At 37.4% G+C, this 17,134-nt stretch carries 22 protein-coding genes; 14 read left to right on the top strand and 8 right to left on the bottom strand.

The window, feature by feature from the left end; translation table 11 throughout:
- Positions 1 to 23: 23 nt before the first annotated feature.
- Positions 24 to 353 (bottom strand): DMT family transporter, encoded by a 330-nt coding sequence (locus ACQKKK_RS21595; RefSeq protein WP_427618981.1) that lies wholly within the window; start codon positions 351 to 353, stop codon positions 24 to 26.
- 751 nt (positions 354 to 1,104) lie between these two features.
- Between ACQKKK_RS21595 and ACQKKK_RS21590 the strand changes: the two genes are divergently transcribed.
- A complete protein-coding gene (locus tag ACQKKK_RS21590; RefSeq protein WP_427618979.1) occupies positions 1,105 to 1,338 on the top strand; it encodes a GNAT family N-acetyltransferase in 234 nt (77 codons plus the stop codon).
- Between the two features lie 186 nt (positions 1,339 to 1,524).
- On the opposite strand, the gene ACQKKK_RS21585 is transcribed toward ACQKKK_RS21590, so the two are convergent.
- The 4 genes from ACQKKK_RS21585 to ACQKKK_RS21570 all read right to left on the bottom strand — a co-directional run bounded on the left by ACQKKK_RS21585 (position 1,525) and on the right by ACQKKK_RS21570 (position 3,772).
- The gene (locus ACQKKK_RS21585) at positions 1,525 to 1,758 is read right to left on the bottom strand and encodes a CotD family spore coat protein (RefSeq protein WP_427619077.1); all 234 of its coding nucleotides are present in this window, start codon (positions 1,756 to 1,758) and stop codon (positions 1,525 to 1,527) included.
- 207 nt (positions 1,759 to 1,965) lie between these two features.
- Entirely contained in the window at positions 1,966 to 2,886 is a 921-nt protein-coding gene (locus ACQKKK_RS21580) for a phosphotransferase family protein (RefSeq protein WP_427618977.1), read from the bottom strand.
- Between the two features lie 590 nt (positions 2,887 to 3,476).
- On the bottom strand, positions 3,477 to 3,632 hold the full coding sequence (locus tag ACQKKK_RS21575; RefSeq protein WP_427618975.1) for a hypothetical protein: 156 nt from the start codon (positions 3,630 to 3,632) through the stop codon (positions 3,477 to 3,479).
- Entirely contained in the window at positions 3,620 to 3,772 is a 153-nt protein-coding gene (locus ACQKKK_RS21570; RefSeq protein ID WP_427618973.1) for a hypothetical protein, read from the bottom strand. Before ACQKKK_RS21570 ends, ACQKKK_RS21575 begins: the two co-directional genes overlap by 13 nt.
- 568 nt (positions 3,773 to 4,340) lie before the next feature.
- Here ACQKKK_RS21570 and ACQKKK_RS21565 point away from each other — a divergent pair.
- The gene (locus ACQKKK_RS21565) at positions 4,341 to 5,030 is read left to right on the top strand and encodes an N-acetylmuramoyl-L-alanine amidase (RefSeq protein WP_427618971.1); all 690 of its coding nucleotides are present in this window, start codon (positions 4,341 to 4,343) and stop codon (positions 5,028 to 5,030) included.
- Between the two features lie 554 nt (positions 5,031 to 5,584).
- Positions 5,585 to 5,713 carry a hypothetical protein gene (locus ACQKKK_RS21560; RefSeq protein ID WP_427618969.1) on the top strand — a complete coding sequence of 43 codons (129 nt, stop codon included), beginning with the start codon at positions 5,585 to 5,587 and terminating at the stop codon, positions 5,711 to 5,713.
- A 187-nt stretch (positions 5,714 to 5,900) separates the two neighbouring features.
- Here the strand turns inward: ACQKKK_RS21560 and ACQKKK_RS21555 are convergent, their stop codons facing one another.
- Complete coding sequence (locus ACQKKK_RS21555; RefSeq protein ID WP_427618967.1) at positions 5,901 to 6,539, bottom strand: LexA family protein; 639 nt, start codon at positions 6,537 to 6,539, stop codon at positions 5,901 to 5,903.
- 134 nt (positions 6,540 to 6,673) lie between these two features.
- On the opposite strand from ACQKKK_RS21555, the gene ACQKKK_RS21550 reads away from it, so the two are divergent.
- The 3 genes from ACQKKK_RS21550 to ACQKKK_RS21540 all read left to right on the top strand — a co-directional run bounded on the left by ACQKKK_RS21550 (position 6,674) and on the right by ACQKKK_RS21540 (position 9,521).
- Positions 6,674 to 6,898, top strand: coding sequence for a helix-turn-helix transcriptional regulator (locus ACQKKK_RS21550; protein ID WP_061462697.1), 225 nt, complete (start codon positions 6,674 to 6,676; stop codon positions 6,896 to 6,898).
- Positions 6,899 to 7,015: 117 nt separating this feature from the next.
- Positions 7,016 to 7,231: a hypothetical protein gene (locus ACQKKK_RS21545; protein WP_427618965.1), complete on the top strand. Its 216-nt coding sequence runs from the start codon at positions 7,016 to 7,018 to the stop codon at positions 7,229 to 7,231.
- A 697-nt stretch (positions 7,232 to 7,928) separates the two neighbouring features.
- Positions 7,929 to 9,521: an esterase/lipase family protein gene (locus tag ACQKKK_RS21540; protein WP_427618963.1), complete on the top strand. Its 1,593-nt coding sequence runs from the start codon at positions 7,929 to 7,931 to the stop codon at positions 9,519 to 9,521.
- A gap of 233 nt (positions 9,522 to 9,754) precedes the next feature.
- Here ACQKKK_RS21540 and ACQKKK_RS21535 read toward each other — a convergent pair whose 3' ends face one another.
- Positions 9,755 to 10,036 carry a hypothetical protein gene (locus tag ACQKKK_RS21535; RefSeq protein WP_427618961.1) on the bottom strand — a complete coding sequence of 94 codons (282 nt, stop codon included), beginning with the start codon at positions 10,034 to 10,036 and terminating at the stop codon, positions 9,755 to 9,757.
- A 331-nt stretch (positions 10,037 to 10,367) separates the two neighbouring features.
- Between ACQKKK_RS21535 and ACQKKK_RS21530 the strand changes: the two genes are divergently transcribed.
- Both ACQKKK_RS21530 and ACQKKK_RS21525 read left to right on the top strand, forming a co-directional pair.
- On the top strand, positions 10,368 to 10,649 hold the full coding sequence (locus ACQKKK_RS21530; protein ID WP_427619075.1) for a glycoside hydrolase family 73 protein: 282 nt from the start codon (positions 10,368 to 10,370) through the stop codon (positions 10,647 to 10,649).
- A gap of 12 nt (positions 10,650 to 10,661) precedes the next feature.
- Entirely contained in the window at positions 10,662 to 10,955 is a 294-nt protein-coding gene (locus tag ACQKKK_RS21525) for a LysM peptidoglycan-binding domain-containing protein (protein ID WP_427618959.1), read from the top strand.
- A 247-nt stretch (positions 10,956 to 11,202) separates the two neighbouring features.
- On the opposite strand, the gene lexA is transcribed toward ACQKKK_RS21525, so the two are convergent.
- Entirely contained in the window at positions 11,203 to 11,826 is a 624-nt protein-coding gene (gene lexA, locus ACQKKK_RS21520; protein ID WP_427618957.1) for a transcriptional repressor LexA, read from the bottom strand.
- Positions 11,827 to 11,981: 155 nt separating this feature from the next.
- Here lexA and yneA point away from each other — a divergent pair, with 155 nt between their 5' ends.
- The 6 genes from yneA to ACQKKK_RS21490 all read left to right on the top strand — a co-directional run bounded on the left by yneA (position 11,982) and on the right by ACQKKK_RS21490 (position 16,527).
- On the top strand, positions 11,982 to 12,293 hold the full coding sequence (yneA, locus tag ACQKKK_RS21515) for a cell division suppressor protein YneA (protein ID WP_427618955.1): 312 nt from the start codon (positions 11,982 to 11,984) through the stop codon (positions 12,291 to 12,293).
- Positions 12,294 to 12,312: 19 nt separating this feature from the next.
- Complete coding sequence (locus tag ACQKKK_RS21510; RefSeq protein ID WP_427618953.1) at positions 12,313 to 12,969, top strand: YneB family resolvase-like protein; 657 nt, start codon at positions 12,313 to 12,315, stop codon at positions 12,967 to 12,969.
- A 65-nt stretch (positions 12,970 to 13,034) separates the two neighbouring features.
- On the top strand, positions 13,035 to 13,268 hold the full coding sequence (locus tag ACQKKK_RS21505; protein ID WP_061462711.1) for a DUF896 domain-containing protein: 234 nt from the start codon (positions 13,035 to 13,037) through the stop codon (positions 13,266 to 13,268).
- A 220-nt stretch (positions 13,269 to 13,488) separates the two neighbouring features.
- Positions 13,489 to 15,492 carry a transketolase gene (tkt, locus tag ACQKKK_RS21500; RefSeq protein ID WP_427618951.1) on the top strand — a complete coding sequence of 668 codons (2,004 nt, stop codon included), beginning with the start codon at positions 13,489 to 13,491 and terminating at the stop codon, positions 15,490 to 15,492.
- Between the two features lie 294 nt (positions 15,493 to 15,786).
- Positions 15,787 to 16,227 (top strand): sporulation inhibitor of replication protein SirA, encoded by a 441-nt coding sequence (gene sirA / locus ACQKKK_RS21495; RefSeq protein ID WP_061462713.1) that lies wholly within the window; start codon positions 15,787 to 15,789, stop codon positions 16,225 to 16,227.
- Positions 16,228 to 16,311: 84 nt separating this feature from the next.
- On the top strand, positions 16,312 to 16,527 hold the full coding sequence (locus ACQKKK_RS21490; RefSeq protein ID WP_034312934.1) for a YneF family protein: 216 nt from the start codon (positions 16,312 to 16,314) through the stop codon (positions 16,525 to 16,527).
- Positions 16,528 to 17,134: the final 607 nt, after the last annotated feature.

Below are 17,134 nucleotides of genomic sequence, written 5' to 3'. Positions count from 1 at the left end.
TATTACCTCCGTTTTTCAAAATGTTAATGAGCGCCTCCACTGGAGAGTTTCAATACAACCACTCCTCCAATGATTAGGGCTAAACCTAAAAATTTTTTCAGGTTAAAGTTTTCTTTATAAACGATAACTCCCACTAAAGCAGTTAAAGCAGTACCTATTCCTGACCATATAGCATAAGCCGTTCCAAGTGGAATTGTTTTAAGAGATAAAGACAGGCAATAAAAAGCCAAACCCATTCCAATTACAACACCAATTGAAGGGAATAACTTTTTAAATCCGTTTGATACTTTTAACATTGAGCTGCCAAATACTTCACTTATGATGGCTATTGCCAAATAAGCATATGGATTCAAGATGAACTCCTCCAATCCTTTCATTTTTTCTTCCCCAAGCATCTTAATATCCAAAGGCCCCATATTAAACTAAAACCACCTATATCCAGTCTAATAATTCTTACCGTTTCAGGATATATCTTATTCTGTTCCACAATATTATTAAGCTTATCCTATTTAAAATTCATATTATAAGCCACTTCAGATTGCTTAACAGCAGTTCGGATAATAATGAGAACAAACTTCCTTTATGTTTTTGAATCTTTAGCAACATTGAATGAGTCATAAAAAACGTCAAGATATTTCCTATATTGAATAATACCAGGGTTGCTGCCAAGCGCATCCATTACTCTAGTTGTTCTACATTTGATGGGCCATCTCGTATATCAGAAAGATTAAGTGAATATGCATTGCCTGCGTGACTTTTCTTTATATCGAATGCCATTGGGCTGATCTTTTCTTTTGCAAAGCTCGCAATATAAGAAAGTCAAACAGGAATTTTTAGGAATTTTGCCGAATCAAGTTCATTAAATGATTATGATGGGGTGAACTTCTTTCATGGAATTTATAATAAATAAAGAATGTTTCAATAAGGCGATTTCAGATGTCAGACATGCAGTTTCAATAAACCATGTTATTGTATAGACAGGGGGATTATTATGTATGTTAGTCAAACCCGGGATCATGAAGTAATTGCAAAATTAAATCAAAATGTCCACAGCCTGCATGCGAAACTATTCCTAAGTATTTTAAGGAATATAATTATAGTGCAATGAAAGAAACTTTCAAAAGTTTGGTTGAAAACAAAAGTTTTGTTTTTCTTCTTTTAAAAGAACATGAAGAACCGATCGGTTACGCATGGATTGAAATTAAAAATTATCCAGAAAGTGCTTTTAAAAATGAATATAAATCAGTATATGTGCATCAGCTTAGTATCGCTGAAAGTCAAACCCAAAAAGGTTACGGTAAAAAACTAATGAATGAGATATATGAAATTGCGAAATAGAATGATATAGATTTAATCGAACTGGATTATTGGTTTGAAAACACTGATGCAAAAGAGTTTTATAAAAAACAACACTTTAAAAAATATAGGGAGTTTGCATTTAGACAGTTGTAAATCCTTTGAATGTCAATTCCCAAAGATTGATGGAAGTAATTAACAAAAAACCCCGATTCGGGGTTTTTTAAATTAATATCTTAACATTCTCCTCGAAAAACTGGGGGATTGAGGAACTCCGCAAACAAAGCTTTGGGTATAACACTCTTTCACGATACTTCGGGTATGCGGTATATATGTCGTGAAATGTTTATTCACGGTAGTTGTATGTGTCGGGTGAAAAACCGGAATCACAGTGTTAATGACATTAGTTTTAACATATTGCTTTGGCGGGGAGATTTGAGGTGGATTATACTGAGTAGGCATTCTGTGAGGTGGGCAATATTGTGGTGGACATTGACCGCCTTTCGGATGCCCCCAGGGCTTATTATACATTTAAACACCTCCTGGATTTTTTTGGTAGTCATTGTTAGTTTATGAAAAAAGTTGATAAAGGGACTGGTATAAATGCCTTTATCAAAAGTTCATGGGCATATCAGATCTGTCATTCATTTTAAAAAAATTGAATAAACATTAATTTAAACGAATTTGGTTAATTGCTTGACGAACAAATGACTTGTGTATTTTCTTCCAGCTATTTTCCTTGCTTTTTTCGAAGCCCCATTCAGGAAAATCAGATAACCGTAATGCGGCAAATAATTGCCAGAAGGGTAAGTTTGTAAAATTCAACTCCGGCATCATGGTTTTATATTGAATGGTGAAGTCACTCATTGCGTCCATTCCAAAATGAAATAAAATCTCGAGTTGACTATTGGCAAGGTCAGCCAAAGGGTCCCCTAAGCCTGAGTCTTCCCAATCAATTATAGAAACTAGTTTATCTTCTTTCCATAATATATTTCCAGGCCAATAATCACCGTGAAGGATCACTTCCTTATTCATTGGGTGTAATGGCATGTATGATTTTAACAAATCTCTAATCAAGCTCAGATTTAAGGTTTCGTCCAGGATTACCCCATCTTTAATATCTAACATTTCCCCATATGAATTTTCTAGTTTAGGGAGGAAAGATAAAGGTAGCTTTGCACAATCAACATGATGGATTTTTGCTAGATTGATTGCCAATTGTAAGATATGATCATTAAGATTTGAGGGGGTAAAATCTGGCTTGCCCTCAATAAACTCGATAAGTATACATGGCTTGGAAAAAACCTCGCAGGATTGCTCGATGTAATAAGGCTTCGGTACAGGCAAACCAGCAGCCTTCAATATCCCTAAGAGCTTGTGTTCATCTGCCGCAATATTCGGATTCCGTTTCAAGTCATTAACACCATGCTGACGAGCGATTATCCTTATTATCCTCCCTGTAGATTGTAAAATTTCAAGTCCTGTCACCTGAGCAGAAATTCCGCCTTTTAATTCCCATGCGCGAATGAGTTTGATGCCTGGATCCAACTTTTGAACCAATTGTTCAAACTTACCAAATTCATTTTTCATACGTCTTCTCCTTTTAAAATCCCGGACAATGTTCAGGCGTTTAAGTTCACATTATAGATGGGATATCAATATTAGCGTTCAAACACTTTTTTTTCTTCTTTTAAGAAGTACCCACCAAAAAAAGAGAAAAAAATAGCACAATAGGGAAAGAAGAATCCATATTTTACGGGATGCAATTGCGAAAAGGAATTTTCAGCTGCTGTTGGCCCAAAACCAGTCTAATATAGATTATTAAGCAGCTTAAATGAGTGGAAAGACAGCAAATGGGAATAAAGGACAGTTTTACATTCGTTTTAAACATTTATCAATTTTTCTCCATTGACGTTTAAAAAGAATTTTATGTCATCACTTCTTCATCAGTTGATTCAATATAGTTTTGTATAAGGTTAATAAACACCTGTTTCATTAGGTTTTGATCACATACTGCCTTAAGGGAGGTTGTTTGGATTCAAAAATAATCCGGGTGCCTTAAATTTCACTGTAGTTCCATGAATTTAATGATATTCGATATGATGGAGTTAATATTGTTTCTACTGATTTTCATGGTTTCATCAGGTTTTGCTATAAACATAAATTCATTACCGTTGTTATTAATCCCTATCCAGTTCCACCATCATGATCTCAAGATATTCTTGGATGCTTGCATTATGTATCCGTTCACTAATGATTTGGTTAAAGAAGTCAAAGGATTCGGATTTCATGGGATATTCCAGCACCAATTCACCTGCTCTCTCTAATTTTTCCAATTCTCGAATTCTGCTTTCACTTCTTTTTTTTTCGGTGATATCGATTGCCGTTCCGATGACATCAAAGGATTCAATGATGCAAGATAATGGATATCATCGACTTCCCCTTCATAATTCACCGTTTCCCCACACCATGCCATTTTATAAAACCTTTGTTTTTGTGTTGTTTGTTCTATTGGTAAAAGTCAGATGATTTTTTTCCAATAACCATAGAAGTTGACGTGATTGATTTTGTAATGAAATCCCCTTCAACGAAAGTATGAATGAAGTCGATATCTTTTTTTATAAATTTGAATAAAAGTCCATTTCACGGGATTAGGTCACGGTAAATAACATTATCCAAACCCTTAATTTCTTTCATGTATCAGCATCCTTAAAAACCTGGTTAGTGAATTCCATGTACTATGGAACCTTTATTTAATCTAAGTTATTGTTTGACTTACCAAAGTAAAATAATAGAAGAAAGCTTTTTCAAGAAGTCAAAAAATTCTCGTTCATTGGGTGAATGTCATAATATAATGCCATAAACACCTTTAGGGGTGTATTTTTTTGGGAACGAAAGGGGAGAAGGAGTGCATCATTTCGTGTTAATCGAGGCATCCGAAATATAGAATTCTATATTATTATAAAATGAAATTTCTTTAATCCGGTAGTTATGTGTACAGGCATTTGTTAATGCGCAACATAAGATTAATAGAGGTGAGTGAAATGGTAAAAATATTTATTGATCCCGGCCACGGAGGTACGGATTCAGGATCGGTGGGTAATGGATTGAGAGAAAAGGATTTAACTTTATCCATTGCAACTAGAATCAAAGACATGTTATTAATAGAATATAATAACGTTTCTGTAAAAATGAGCAGGCCCCAAGATACGTACCCCTCTTTAGACGATCGGACGAATCAAGCGAATTCTTGGGGAGCTGACTTCTACCTCTCCATCCACATTAATGCTGGGGGAGGGACTGGGTATGAGGATTACGTTTATACGTCAACCAACCAGGTAACGAAAACGTATCAAGATCATATTCATTCAGAGGTCATGAAGCTTATCAACTTCCAAGACAGGGGACAAAAAACAGGCGATTTACATGTGCTCCGTGAAACGGACATGCCCGCACTCCTGACTGAAAATGGATTTATCGATAATGTCAATGACGCAGCCAAATTAAAAATGGCATCCTTTATCGAAACACTGGCTCGCGGACATGTAAACGGTATAGTTAAATGCTTCAATCTTACCAAGAAAATTACAGCGGTATACCATACAGTCGTTAGTGGAGACACCGTATACTCCTTAAGCCGGGCCTATGGCAGTACAGTTCAGCAAATTAAAGATTGGAACGATCTTGACAGCCAGTTCACCATTACCGTAGACCAGAAATTGCGGGTGAAATGAATAATTAATAATTGACTGGTTAAATTATTTATAACTTCCAGAAAGCACATCACGCAGAAAGTCCTTCTCTAAAAAGAGAGGGACTTTTCCCATTTCCGCCATTCTTTCAATATTGGCGGAAACCTTTGTGAATATATTGAAAATGTTTTTATGGAAGGACAAGCCATTTTTACTTTTATAACCGGTGATACAAGGGGAGATCAATAGGCGTAGCCATTCTTAATCATCAAGCCTGGCTTGGCAGTATATATAAATCGCAGTTCATCATGGAAACAAGCCTCTGACGGGATTCGAACCCGCACTCCTTTCGTAAGCATAGGTTAGGGGAGAACACGCTTCCCTACGGATTTTCACCGGCTGGAATTCCACCTGCCTCAGCTTATTTGCTTTTCGGTGCTTCTGAAACCCTTACCTTGCGACCCGGTGGCTACAATGTTTTCCGGCGCTCTTCCCTGCTAGAGCTACAGAGGCAAATACTTATCATCCCATTATACGATTCTTATATGGAGTTGTGAACCAAAGAATAAAAAGTAAGGGCAAAGGAGAATGGAAAAATGAAAATTAGATTTCCAAATACAGAAGGTTTTTTCTTATTTGGTGGAACATTTACTGGGAAAAATAACGGAGCACCTTGGCTTGGGTTGACGAAATGGTTTAGTCTGCATAAAAAGCAAGGAGATTGAAAAAAGCGTCCTGGGCGAAGTTAGTTGACGAATGCATTCAATCAATAAAAAATAATATTAAAAAGCACAAACCATAATGGCTTGTACCTAATATGTATAAGTGGATAAATGTTTGACTGAACGAATTGAATTAATCTATGTATTATAGCTTTTCACTAATTTGCTAATGAAACCCTAGAGATTGGTACTAATCGTATATTTTAATGGCCTGTACCACTTTTCCTAAAATTCGGACTCTATCATTTTTGATATGATAGGTTTTTTCTTCATAAAAAGGATCCGTACTGCAGGGAATGAGTGTGATGAGTTCTTCATTTATATTCACTTTTTTGACTGTAGCATCGTGACCATTTACTAAGACCACACCAATTTTTCCGCTGTCGACATAAGTTGTTTTTTCAACGAGGATCAATGATCCGTCACTGAATTCTTTGTTCATGCTGTTGCCTTTTACTCTCAGGAAAAAATATTCCTTATTCGATTTTAGCATGGAATTTAAAGTCGGCATATATGCTTCTATATATTCGTTGGTAAAATCAGGCTCTCCGGCAGGTATATTTCCATAGACACCAATTAATCTGACATTCTTTTCGTTTAAAAATTCCATTGCAGGACTATTTCTAATGATAGGTGCTCCTTCAATGAGGTGGGATAGCGGGATTTCGAAGCATGTGGATATCATGCTTAATTTATCCATTAAAGGTTTATTCCGTCCGGATTCCCATGCTGATACTGCCGTTGGGGCCACTTTTAATATGTTTGCCAAATCTTCTTGTGTCATTTTTCTTTCTTTTCTTAACATTTTAATCCTTTCACCAATGTGCATATTTCTTCACCTCTAACTTGAATATACACTATGAGTGAAAGTGAGTAAACTTAAAGTGCGTGAATTTTACAAAAAATCGTTGGTAACTATACTTCAAGTGTGATATTATTTTTTTAGATAGGTGGTGACAAGGTATGACAAATGTTAAGTTCACACTTAAACAAGCGAGGAAGTATAAAGGGTTAACCCAAGAGGAAATGGCTAAAGTGCTAAAAATGGCCAAGAGGACCTACATTGACTATGAGCAATATAAGATTCCTTTGCGAATCGATAAGGCGTATATGTTCGCTGAATGTGTAGGATTCTCCATCGACGATATCATTTTTTTTGACCCTCATCTACACTTCAAATGTAGCTGAAGGTTCAAGAGAAGCCATTCCTGGAATGAAAAATCTTATCAATAGTAATCCTAACCTGCCAAGGGACAAGTTCATGGTTAAGATGATTCATGTGAGAATGGAAAGAAGGTGAAAAAAGTGGAAAGAGAAATTAGGTCTATTGAAGTTGCAGTAGGAGTTGTCGTTAGCACCTTTGCGATTGGAAAGGAAATTCGTGGAGAGTTCATTGAGGATATTATCATACACGACGGTGTATTCAAACTGTACAATCGAAAGGACGAACTTATCACTGAAATCAATTATCCAGTTCTCAGGGTGAAATACAGGTATGATGGGGGAGGGGGAAGTGCTTAACGGAGTTAATAATCCAAAATCCCAATCGGCATGCTGTTGTTGTTTTTATGGAAATGTATTTCGATGGAGGTTCATGACAGCGATCTAAGTTGAATATATGGATTTTTTTGTAAAAAATAACCGATTGTTACTGGGATTCTATTATGACAGCCAATTGCTGTGAAAGACTTTTTTCAAATCGATTTATTTCTTGAAAAGGACGGATTTCAAAACAACATGATTAGGGGCAATTGAACAGTGGAATATTCGACGGAAAAATTAATAATGCGGTCAAAAAAAGTCAAGCCCTCTATCCTTTGCAGGAGAAGGGCTTGTTTTCTTTTTTTCTTCGTGTTTACTAGCAATCGCTATAAGGATATCCTTCATAATTTCTTCTGCAGCCCAATTGTTCATGAAGTGATGTGAGCCAGATAAACTCATGTATGCATCAAACTAAATCGGCTTTTCATCTTCATGAACATCTTCAAAAATGAAAAAGCCTGAATTAATAAATGAATTCAAGGAAATCTTCATACTTTATCTCTATACATAAATTTTTCTTCTAGTTTTTTTCTCCCATCTTTTATGAAGTTAGCAGGTAATGGCAGGAAAAAGTACAAATATAAACTAATGAATGATATAGAAGACCCGTAAAGGAGGGCATTGATAATTAGGTGAATTCGAAAAAATACCTTGGGATATAGGAGGAGAATAACAAATGAAAAGGAATGTAATCAAATATGTCGTTTTTCTTGTCCTCATACTAACCATATTAATTATAGCAAAGCCGAACTTTTCCTCAGCGGGAAAATTGAAGCCGCCATCCGAAACTTTCAACCCAGGGGATTGGTTTCTGGGAAGTACCCCTCCCAATCTTGACACAAATAAACCACCAATCGTATTTGTCCAAGGGAAAAATGGCAATTCAGCCAGCTGGTACGGTGAAACGGAATATCACGGTGTCAATGATATGTATACCAAGGCATATGAAGCGGGCTACCAAACGGTTTTTGTGCAGCTTTACGATTCTGCTGGAAATGGATCAGTGAGCCAATATGCTAATGGAAGGCTGCTAGCTCAAATGCTTGCAGAAATCAGTAACCATTTCGGGGGCGAAAAAGTAAATATTATAGCTCATAGCAAAGGGGGGCCAGACACCCAAGCGGCTTTAGTACACTTTGGAGCACACCAATATGTTGGAAGGGTCATCACTTTAGCTTCCCCTCATCACGGTTCCAACCTGGCTGATTTGGCATATAGCTGGTATGCGGGCTGGCTTGGTTCCTTATTGGGCCAAAAAGATGAAGGAACTTATTCTTTACAAGTTGGTAAAATGGCGGAGTTTCGTTCTGTCACGGATAACCATGCTAACTCCCGGAAAAATATGTATTTCACCGTGGCCGGTATGAATAGAGGGCCGGTTCTTTCCGCTTTATCAATGGGTGGACAATATTTATCTTCATATGGAGATAATGATGGTTTAGTGAATGTATGGAGTACAAAAATACCCTACGCGTCACATTTATTTACGGATCCAAACTATGATCACGACAATATTCGATTAGGCTCAGCCGTATTTTCAAGGATTGAACCCTATTTAAGAAGTACTTCTATTGCTGGGATTCCTGGTTTAAATCTCAATAATAAAGAAAACGTTGAAGATGATGTCATCACAACCGCTCTCTCGCAAACTGTCCTGGGAGATGTCCTGCAACAAAATGTCTGGAACGAACAAAGTTTCCATGTAAATGAAGCAGCTCCAAGTGATATAACCATATACACTGCCTCAAATGATGTCGAGGTTGAATTGATTTCTCCATCTAATAAAAAGTATACACCTTCCTTAAAAGTTCAATCTGCAAAAAATCAAACTTCCTTTTTTAATGGTGCAACCATACAAACATTTAATGGGAATAAACTTGAAATTGGTGACTGGAGAGTGCGAATGAAGACTAAATCACCAAAAGATGCATTCCTTTTCACGGCACAATTTAACGAAAAGAATCCAATTACATTAAGTATGGCTGGAAAAGTTAAGCAAAAAGATGCTAAATTTATAATTAAGAATCCGATGAATGATAAAAAAAGGCCAATCAGCACAACATTTCTGGTTCATCTAATAGATGAAAGCGGGAAAGAAATTAGTGAAAAAAGCACAATTCAGGAAATGGATACCGAAAATTTTTCGGGTTCCCTTCCAGAAGTGCCTAAATCAGGTGTTTATAATGTAACAATTGACGTCAAGGAAAAAAGCGTGAATGGCACTGAAAGAACCCGTACGCTGATTCGTTCGGTCTATATTGAAAAGTAGTGAAAATCACCAAAAAATCCCTCTCTTAATTGAGAGGTTTTTTTAGGTTGAAATGTGAGGAGGTGTGAATTGGTTTACTTGGGTTATGTTGATTCATAAGGAAAAAGCCGGGCCGTAATTGCCAAATAGGTATTTATATAAAAGCGTGATCGATGGGTATATAAGCTAGATTGGTCTCCTGCAATAATAAGATTGATGAACCTCAGGCGTGTGCTATCCTGCATAGTTTAATCCTACTTTTGATAAGATTCTCTATAAGTCAAAATACTAGTTTTGAGAGCAGCATAGTTGCCTATGCTTGCATAGCCATAAAACCAGCCCATGAAAATTCCTGCAACCAAATGATGTCGATGGCTGATGAAAATGGAAATGAATAAGCCTAGAACCAAAGCGATGGCAGGGATGAATTTTGGAGGTATTGGAAACATGACCTTAATTATTTGAGTAAGTGTCATGATGGTAGGAATGGCTATCACTGCATCCCAAAAGTTTGTATGAATGGTTGGGAAGTCCATAATGTCACCACCTTAGAAGTTTTCAAAATTAATTTTTACCATTTACAAAGGATTTATACCATATTAATTAATGCAATATAAACGATTGATCAGAGAAAGTTGATACAACAAGTTTCGAAGATTTTCAGAGTTCAATGTGAAGCCGCTCAATGTATGCTTTCTTTTTTTGATCATAGTGAAAACAATTAACCAAATATCAGTACCTTTTTTGCTGGACATGCTGTCACCCTTTTCATGGTTTAGAATACGATATGAAGGAAGATACCCAGTTAAGAAAGTGAGTCCTAATATTGGAGAGGTTCTAATGAGCAAGGAAACGTTTATTTAGGAAATTGCTCCATATGCCCAGAAAATTCAAAAGGAATTTAAAATTTTGTCTTCTGTGGTCATTGCACAGGCTTGTTTGGAGAGTGGATATGGGACAAGCTTATTAGCAAATCAAGGAAAGAATATATTCGGTACAAAAGGTGACTTTAAGGGCGAGTCAGTCATTATACAAACAATGGAATATGTCAACGGTGCACCCGTTCAAGTATGGAACAAATTCAGAAAATACCCAACATGGGAAGAAAGTCTAAGAGATCTTGCCAATCTATATGTAAAGGGAACTTAATGGAATAGAAGTTTGTATACAGCCATCATTGGAGAACAAGATTACAAAAAAGCACTCAAAGAAATATTCGATGAGGGTTACGCCTCGGATCCGAAATATATAGAAAAACTGGAGAACCTAATCGAAACAAGTGATTTAACTAAATATGATGGAAGCATCGAAGAGGTCTATCATATCGTCAAAAAAGGGGATTCCGTATCTGCGCTTGCAAAAGCATATGGTTCTACGCAAATGCAGATTCAACAGTGGAATGGATTGGTCGATCTTAACCTTATTAAAGTGAACCAAAGATTAAGAGTGAAATGAACATTAACAGGGAGCGGGATTTTATCTCGCTCTTTATTAATTTGAATTATGGTTTCATATTTTTCCTAAAGTACATATATTCAGAAAGCAATACTTTGCCTATCAACCGCCATAAATGAAAAAGGTGTTTACACGCCTATGAAAACACGCTTCTATTAAAAAAATATTTCAAACCTAGTCTTCCAAATGCATAATGAGAGAATTTCGGACATAAATTAAACAAACAAAAAAAGCGCGGTTAGCGCTTTTAATGTATTTGTCTATATAAGCCTATTACTTTTCCAAGTATCGAAACATCTCTTAAAATAATTGGTTCCATATTTGAGTTCTCAGGCTGAAGCCTTATGTAATCCGGTTCCTTAAAGAATCGTTTTACAGTGGCTTCATCATCTTCCGTCATGGCCACGACGATATCTCCATTATTTGCACTGCTTTGTTGTTTCACAATGACATAATCTCCATCATGAATTCCTGCTTCAATCATACTTTCGCCCATGATTTCTAGCATGAATACATGGTCATCATGTGGAACCATGCTTTCGGGAAGCGGAAAGTATTCTTCTATGTTCTCAATGGCCGTTATCGGCATGCCCGCAGTTACTTTTCCAAGTAATGGCACGTTCACGACACTAGCTTTGGGGATATTGTTCGCTTCCTCCAAGTTCAGTATTTCAATGGCCCTCGGCTTGGTTGGGTCACGTCTTATCAGGCCTTTACTTTCCAGGCGGGATAAATGTCCGTGTACTGTTGAACTTGATGCAAGTCCCACTGCTTCGCCAATCTCCCGGACGGAAGGTGGATACCCTTTTTGGCGGACCTCATCTTTAATGAAATCAAGGATATCTTGCTGCCGTTTTGATAGTTTAGTCATACGTGCACCTCTTCTCCAATGTTCTTTGCTCCATTATAGCATGGCCCCCAACTCTATACAAACATAAGTTCGAATTTAGTTGTTGACTGAAACAAACGTTCGTATTATAATTTTGACATAACATACGAACGAACATTCGCTTTGGAGGGATATTTATGAAAAAATTATACAAAAATTATGTTTATACTATTCTGTTAGCTGGATCAGTATTCATCTTTTCAATTTTATTCTCTTGTACATTGGACAATGATCAAAAAAAAGATTTCCTTTCTATAGAAGTAGGTAAAGGCGACACCCTATGGGGAATTGCCGAAAAATATGAAGAAGCTGATTTGACAAAAAAAGAATTCATTGGTTGGATAGAAGAGCATAATGGGGTCAGCGCGGATTCGATTAAACCTGGTCAAGTCATTGTCATACCGGTTAAAGGGGAAGAACTTGTTCAGAATTTGGCAAGTCAGCAGTAAGCAGTGAAGGTAGGGTATTATGAAGGCAATAATCTATTGTAGGGTTAGCACAGAAAAAGAGTCGCAGGAAACATCATTGGCAAGGCAGGAAGATGAATTAGTCAAATTGGCGGAAAAGTTGGATATGGAAGTTGTTTCCATAATAAAAGAGCAGGAAAGCGGTTATGAGTTAAACCGGGATGGCATTTTTGAAATGATCGAACTATTTAAGGCCAAAGAAGCCGAAGTTTTATTAATCCAGGACGAAACAAGACTGGGAAGAGGGAATGCCAAAATAGCCCTTTTCCATGTCATCCTTAAAGAAGACGTGAAAATTTATACGCTCTCACACGATGGGGAAATAGAGTTATCGGATTCGGATGCCATGGTCATCCAGATAGTCGGTATTGTAGAAGAATATCAAAGGAAATTACATAACCTAAAAATAAAACGGGGGATGAAAAGAGCCGTTGAAAAAGGCTACCGCCCTCAAAACAATCTTCAGAACCAAAGCAATTCTACTGGAAGGGAACGTATGGAGATTCCCATTGAAGAGATTATTAAACTCCGGGCCAATGGATTGACATTTGCAGAAATCGCAGCCACTTTAAGGGGCTTTGGATACAATGTATCTAAAGCTACGGTGAACAGGCGTTTTCTCGAACATCAACTGAATACACAGGAAAGTCAATCATAGAACTTGTAATTTCGCTTTTTTTTTAATACCATGACAATATCCGCAGTTTACGAAGGAGCGAAATTATGCTATCAAAAGAAAAAATAGCCCGTATTAATGAACTTTCTAAAAAGGCAAAGGCTGAAGGTTTAACGGAAGTCGAGGCGAAAGAGCAAACCCAATTAAGAAGTGAGTATTTGGAAACATTCAGACGGTCCATGTCCGATACGTTGGAGCACGTGAAAGTCGTTGATCCAGAAGGTAATGACGTCACTCCTCAAAAGATAAAGAATATTAAAGAAAAAAGAAACTTACATTAATGCTTGGACTATTATGATGACACTCCATTTTAAGCTTTAAGGATTAAAAAAGGAGTGCATTCATGTATGTATTCTCCTCTTTAGCTTAATCTAAAGAGGGGACTTCTTTAATTTCCAGAAAACATTGTAATATCGGGTCGTAAATAGTGTTTTTAGTTGTGATATTATGCTGGTCACTATAATATAAAGAGGTACATTACAAGAAGGGATGTTTTACGATATGTTAGATAAATTAGATGCACTTTCTATCAATACGATTCGTACATTATCGATTGATGCAATTGAAAAGGCTAATTCCGGCCATCCAGGCATGCCCATGGGTGCAGCGCCGATGGCGTACAAATTATGGACTGAATATATGAATCATAACCCGAAAAACCCAGATTGGTTTAATAGAGATCGCTTCGTTCTTTCAGCTGGTCATGGGTCTATGCTGTTATACAGCCTTCTTCATTTATCGGGCTATGGTTTAACTATCGATGATTTGAAAAGCTTCCGCCAATGGGGCAGTAAAACTCCCGGACATCCCGAATTCGGACATACCGCTGGGGTAGATGCAACGACAGGACCTCTTGGACAAGGTATTGCAATGGCAGTCGGAATGGCAATGGCAGAACGCCACCTGGCAGAAAGCTATAACCGTGAATCTTATAATGTGGTCGATCATTATACATATAGCATTTGTGGAGATGGAGATTTAATGGAAGGTGTTTCTGGAGAAGCAGCTTCATTAGCAGGACATCTGCAACTTGGAAGACTTGTCGTTTTATATGATTCAAATGATATATCCCTTGACGGCGACTTAAGTCAATCATTTAGTGAAAGCGTAGCAAACCGGTTCAAATCATATGGATGGCAATATATTCGCGTTGAGGACGGGAACGATCTTCAGGAAATTGCCAAAGCGCTTGAAGAAGCGAAAACCGATGATGCACGCCCAACATTAATAGAAGTGAAAACGGTTATTGGTTACGGTTCACCAAACCGTTCAGGTAAATCTGCTGTTCATGGCGCTCCGCTTGGTGCAGATGAGCTGAAGTTGACTAAGGAAGCTTATAAATGGACATTCGAAGAGGATTTCTATGTCCCAGAAGAAGTTTATTCCCACTTCAATGAATCTGTTGTAGAGGCAGGCGCCCAAAAAGAAGAAGCTTGGAATGAAATGTTCAACAATTACAAAGAAGCACACCCTGAGTTAGCCCAGCAATTGGAGCAGGCAATCAAAGGTGAACTGCCTGCTGAGTGGGATCAGGAAATTCCGGTCTATGAAGAAGGAAAAACATTAGCTTCCCGTGCTTCAAGCGGAGAAGTATTGAATGCAATTGCCAAAAGGGTCCCTAGCTTCATTGGTGGTTCTGCAGATTTAGCAGGATCTAATAATACTGCCATCAAAGGTGAGACAGATCTATTACCTGGTAATTACAGTGGCCGTAATATATGGTTCGGTGTACGTGAATTCGCTATGGGAGCGGCTTTAAATGGAATGACCCTTCATGGTGGATTAAAAGTGTACGGAGGTACATTCTTCGTATTTTCTGATTACTTGCGTCCTGCCATAAGAATGGCAGCACTGATGGGACTACCTGTAACGTATGTCTTCACACATGACAGCATTGCTGTAGGGGAAGACGGACCGACACATGAGCCAATCGAACAATTAGCATCATTGCGGGCAATGCCTAACCTAGGGGTAATCCGTCCGGCTGATGGCAATGAAACAGCAGCAGCTTGGAAAGTGGCTATGGAGTCTACAAATAAACCAACAGCCCTTGTACTGACTCGTCAAGGATTGCCAACAATAAAACATACTTCCGAAACTGCTTATGAAGGTGTTTCAAAAGGCGCTTACATCATATCCGCTGCTAAGAAAGAAGAAGCTGATGCATTACTACTTGCGACTGGTTCTGAAGTGAACTTGGCTGTGGAAGCACAGAAAGCTTTAGCGAACGAAGGAATTGATGTTTCGGTAATCAGCATGCCATCATGGGATCGATTTGAAACTCAATCTAAAGAATATAAGCAAAGTGTAATCAATCCAGCCGTGAAAAAACGTCTAGCTATCGAAGTGGCTTCACCGTTTGGCTGGGATCGTTATGCAGGTGATGAGGGTGAAATATTGGCCATCAATCATTTTGGAGCTTCTGCACCAGGCGGTAAGATCATGGAGGAATTTGGTTTCACTGTAGAAAATGTAGTTGCTCGTGTTAAAGAAATGCTTAAATAATAGAAATGGGGAACTGACACCAACTAGTTTGGTGTCAGTTTTTTTATCGAAACTTCTAATTGTATGTTGAAAGTGCTCTTATTCTCTGGGAAGTCATCCATTCGACAAAAAAAGAAAAAAATTTCTCCAGCAAACAACATATCTTTTTAGTTTGTCAATATATAATGAGAATAAATAATTTTCGTTTAAATGTGTCAGTTAAAGGGGAAAGTCATCAAGGGTAGGAAATAATGGAAGATCCTGATGGTAAGTTGTTCTGGTGACCAAAATAGGAATGCTAGGAGGCGTTGGCTGATGAGAACCTATCAAATTTTTTTAATCGAAGATGAATTTGCCCATCATTATTATGGAAGAGAAAAGCTATTTTTCAATTTGTTTTTGGAGTATATTCAAGCAAGGGGCAGACTGAAGAGTATTTTGCAAAAACAAATCGAATTTGTCACCAAAACAGTCCCCATTATCCAGTTGCAGGTAGCTATTGAACAACGTTTACAAAAAAAGATGAATTTTTGGTCTCAAAATGGTAAATACTATTTAGAAAAAACAAACGGATCAAGTAAAGCCGTTTTAATCATCCAGGATGAGTCCATCACACTTAAAGCTGAAGGAGACTATGAAGCGGAGACAGCTTTTTTTGAATGCATTCGAAAATATGAAGCGAGTTTTCTGGCCATTGATTTTGAACACGAAAAATACGGTTGGTTAAAACCGATAAAAGAAAGAAAATTTGTCTAAATGGGGGACTTTTCGGTAGCGGGTATTGTATAATAACCTTTGGTCTAGTACACTGATGTTAGACAACACGAAGGAGGAAATAGTATGTGGGTTTACATTCTAGTTGGCGTACTGGCATTGATTGCTGGAGTAGTGCTGGGATTTTTCATCGCTCGTAAATACATGATGGATTACTTAAAGAAAAATCCGCCAATTAACGAACAGATGCTGAAAATGATGATGATGCAAATGGGTATGAAACCATCCCAAAAGAAAATTAATCAAATGATGAGCGCCATGAATAAACAACAAACAAAATAATAAGCATGAAAGACCGCTATTATAACCTTGTTTTTATAAAAAGATAGGATAAATGTAAAGTTATAACGATAAACCACGTAAGGATCGAACCTTCGATTGATTTAAGTGATAATTAAGTTTATCTTCCTTTTTAAACGTAAAGCCACTTTTCCTGGACGAGTTTCAGGAAAAGTGGCTTTTATTTTGGAGTTGGGATATCATTGGTAACAATTTATGAGAATGGCAAGCAATAAGGTTTTATAGGAACTAGAAGAGAAGCGATAGTGGACATGAACTTGTGAACAAAGCTAAATAGCTTGAACAACAGTACCTGGAGTCAATAAATTCAGTAACCTAAATATATCAGTGCTATGTCCCTGAATTTGAGTGTCTAGTGTGCAGTTATAATAAAGTTGTTTAATTTACAATAAAGTTATATAAAAAATAATAAAGTTGTTTACTGCTTACAGAACTCCCTCAGTTTAATAGATAATGCTCACGAATAAGCCAACTTTCGTTAATAATGTGAATGGAAATTTACGCTGCTAGTTGTTCAAGAGGGAAGACCATTTCCGGTTTATAGGCAGAGCCATTACGAGCAATCCCTACTAGGACACGGGCGAGTTTT

It is taken from the genome of Peribacillus sp. NPDC006672, from assembly GCF_050274955.1.
Taxonomy (GTDB): domain Bacteria; phylum Bacillota; class Bacilli; order Bacillales; family DSM-1321; genus Peribacillus.
This window is presented reverse-complemented; position numbering and strand designations above follow the sequence as displayed.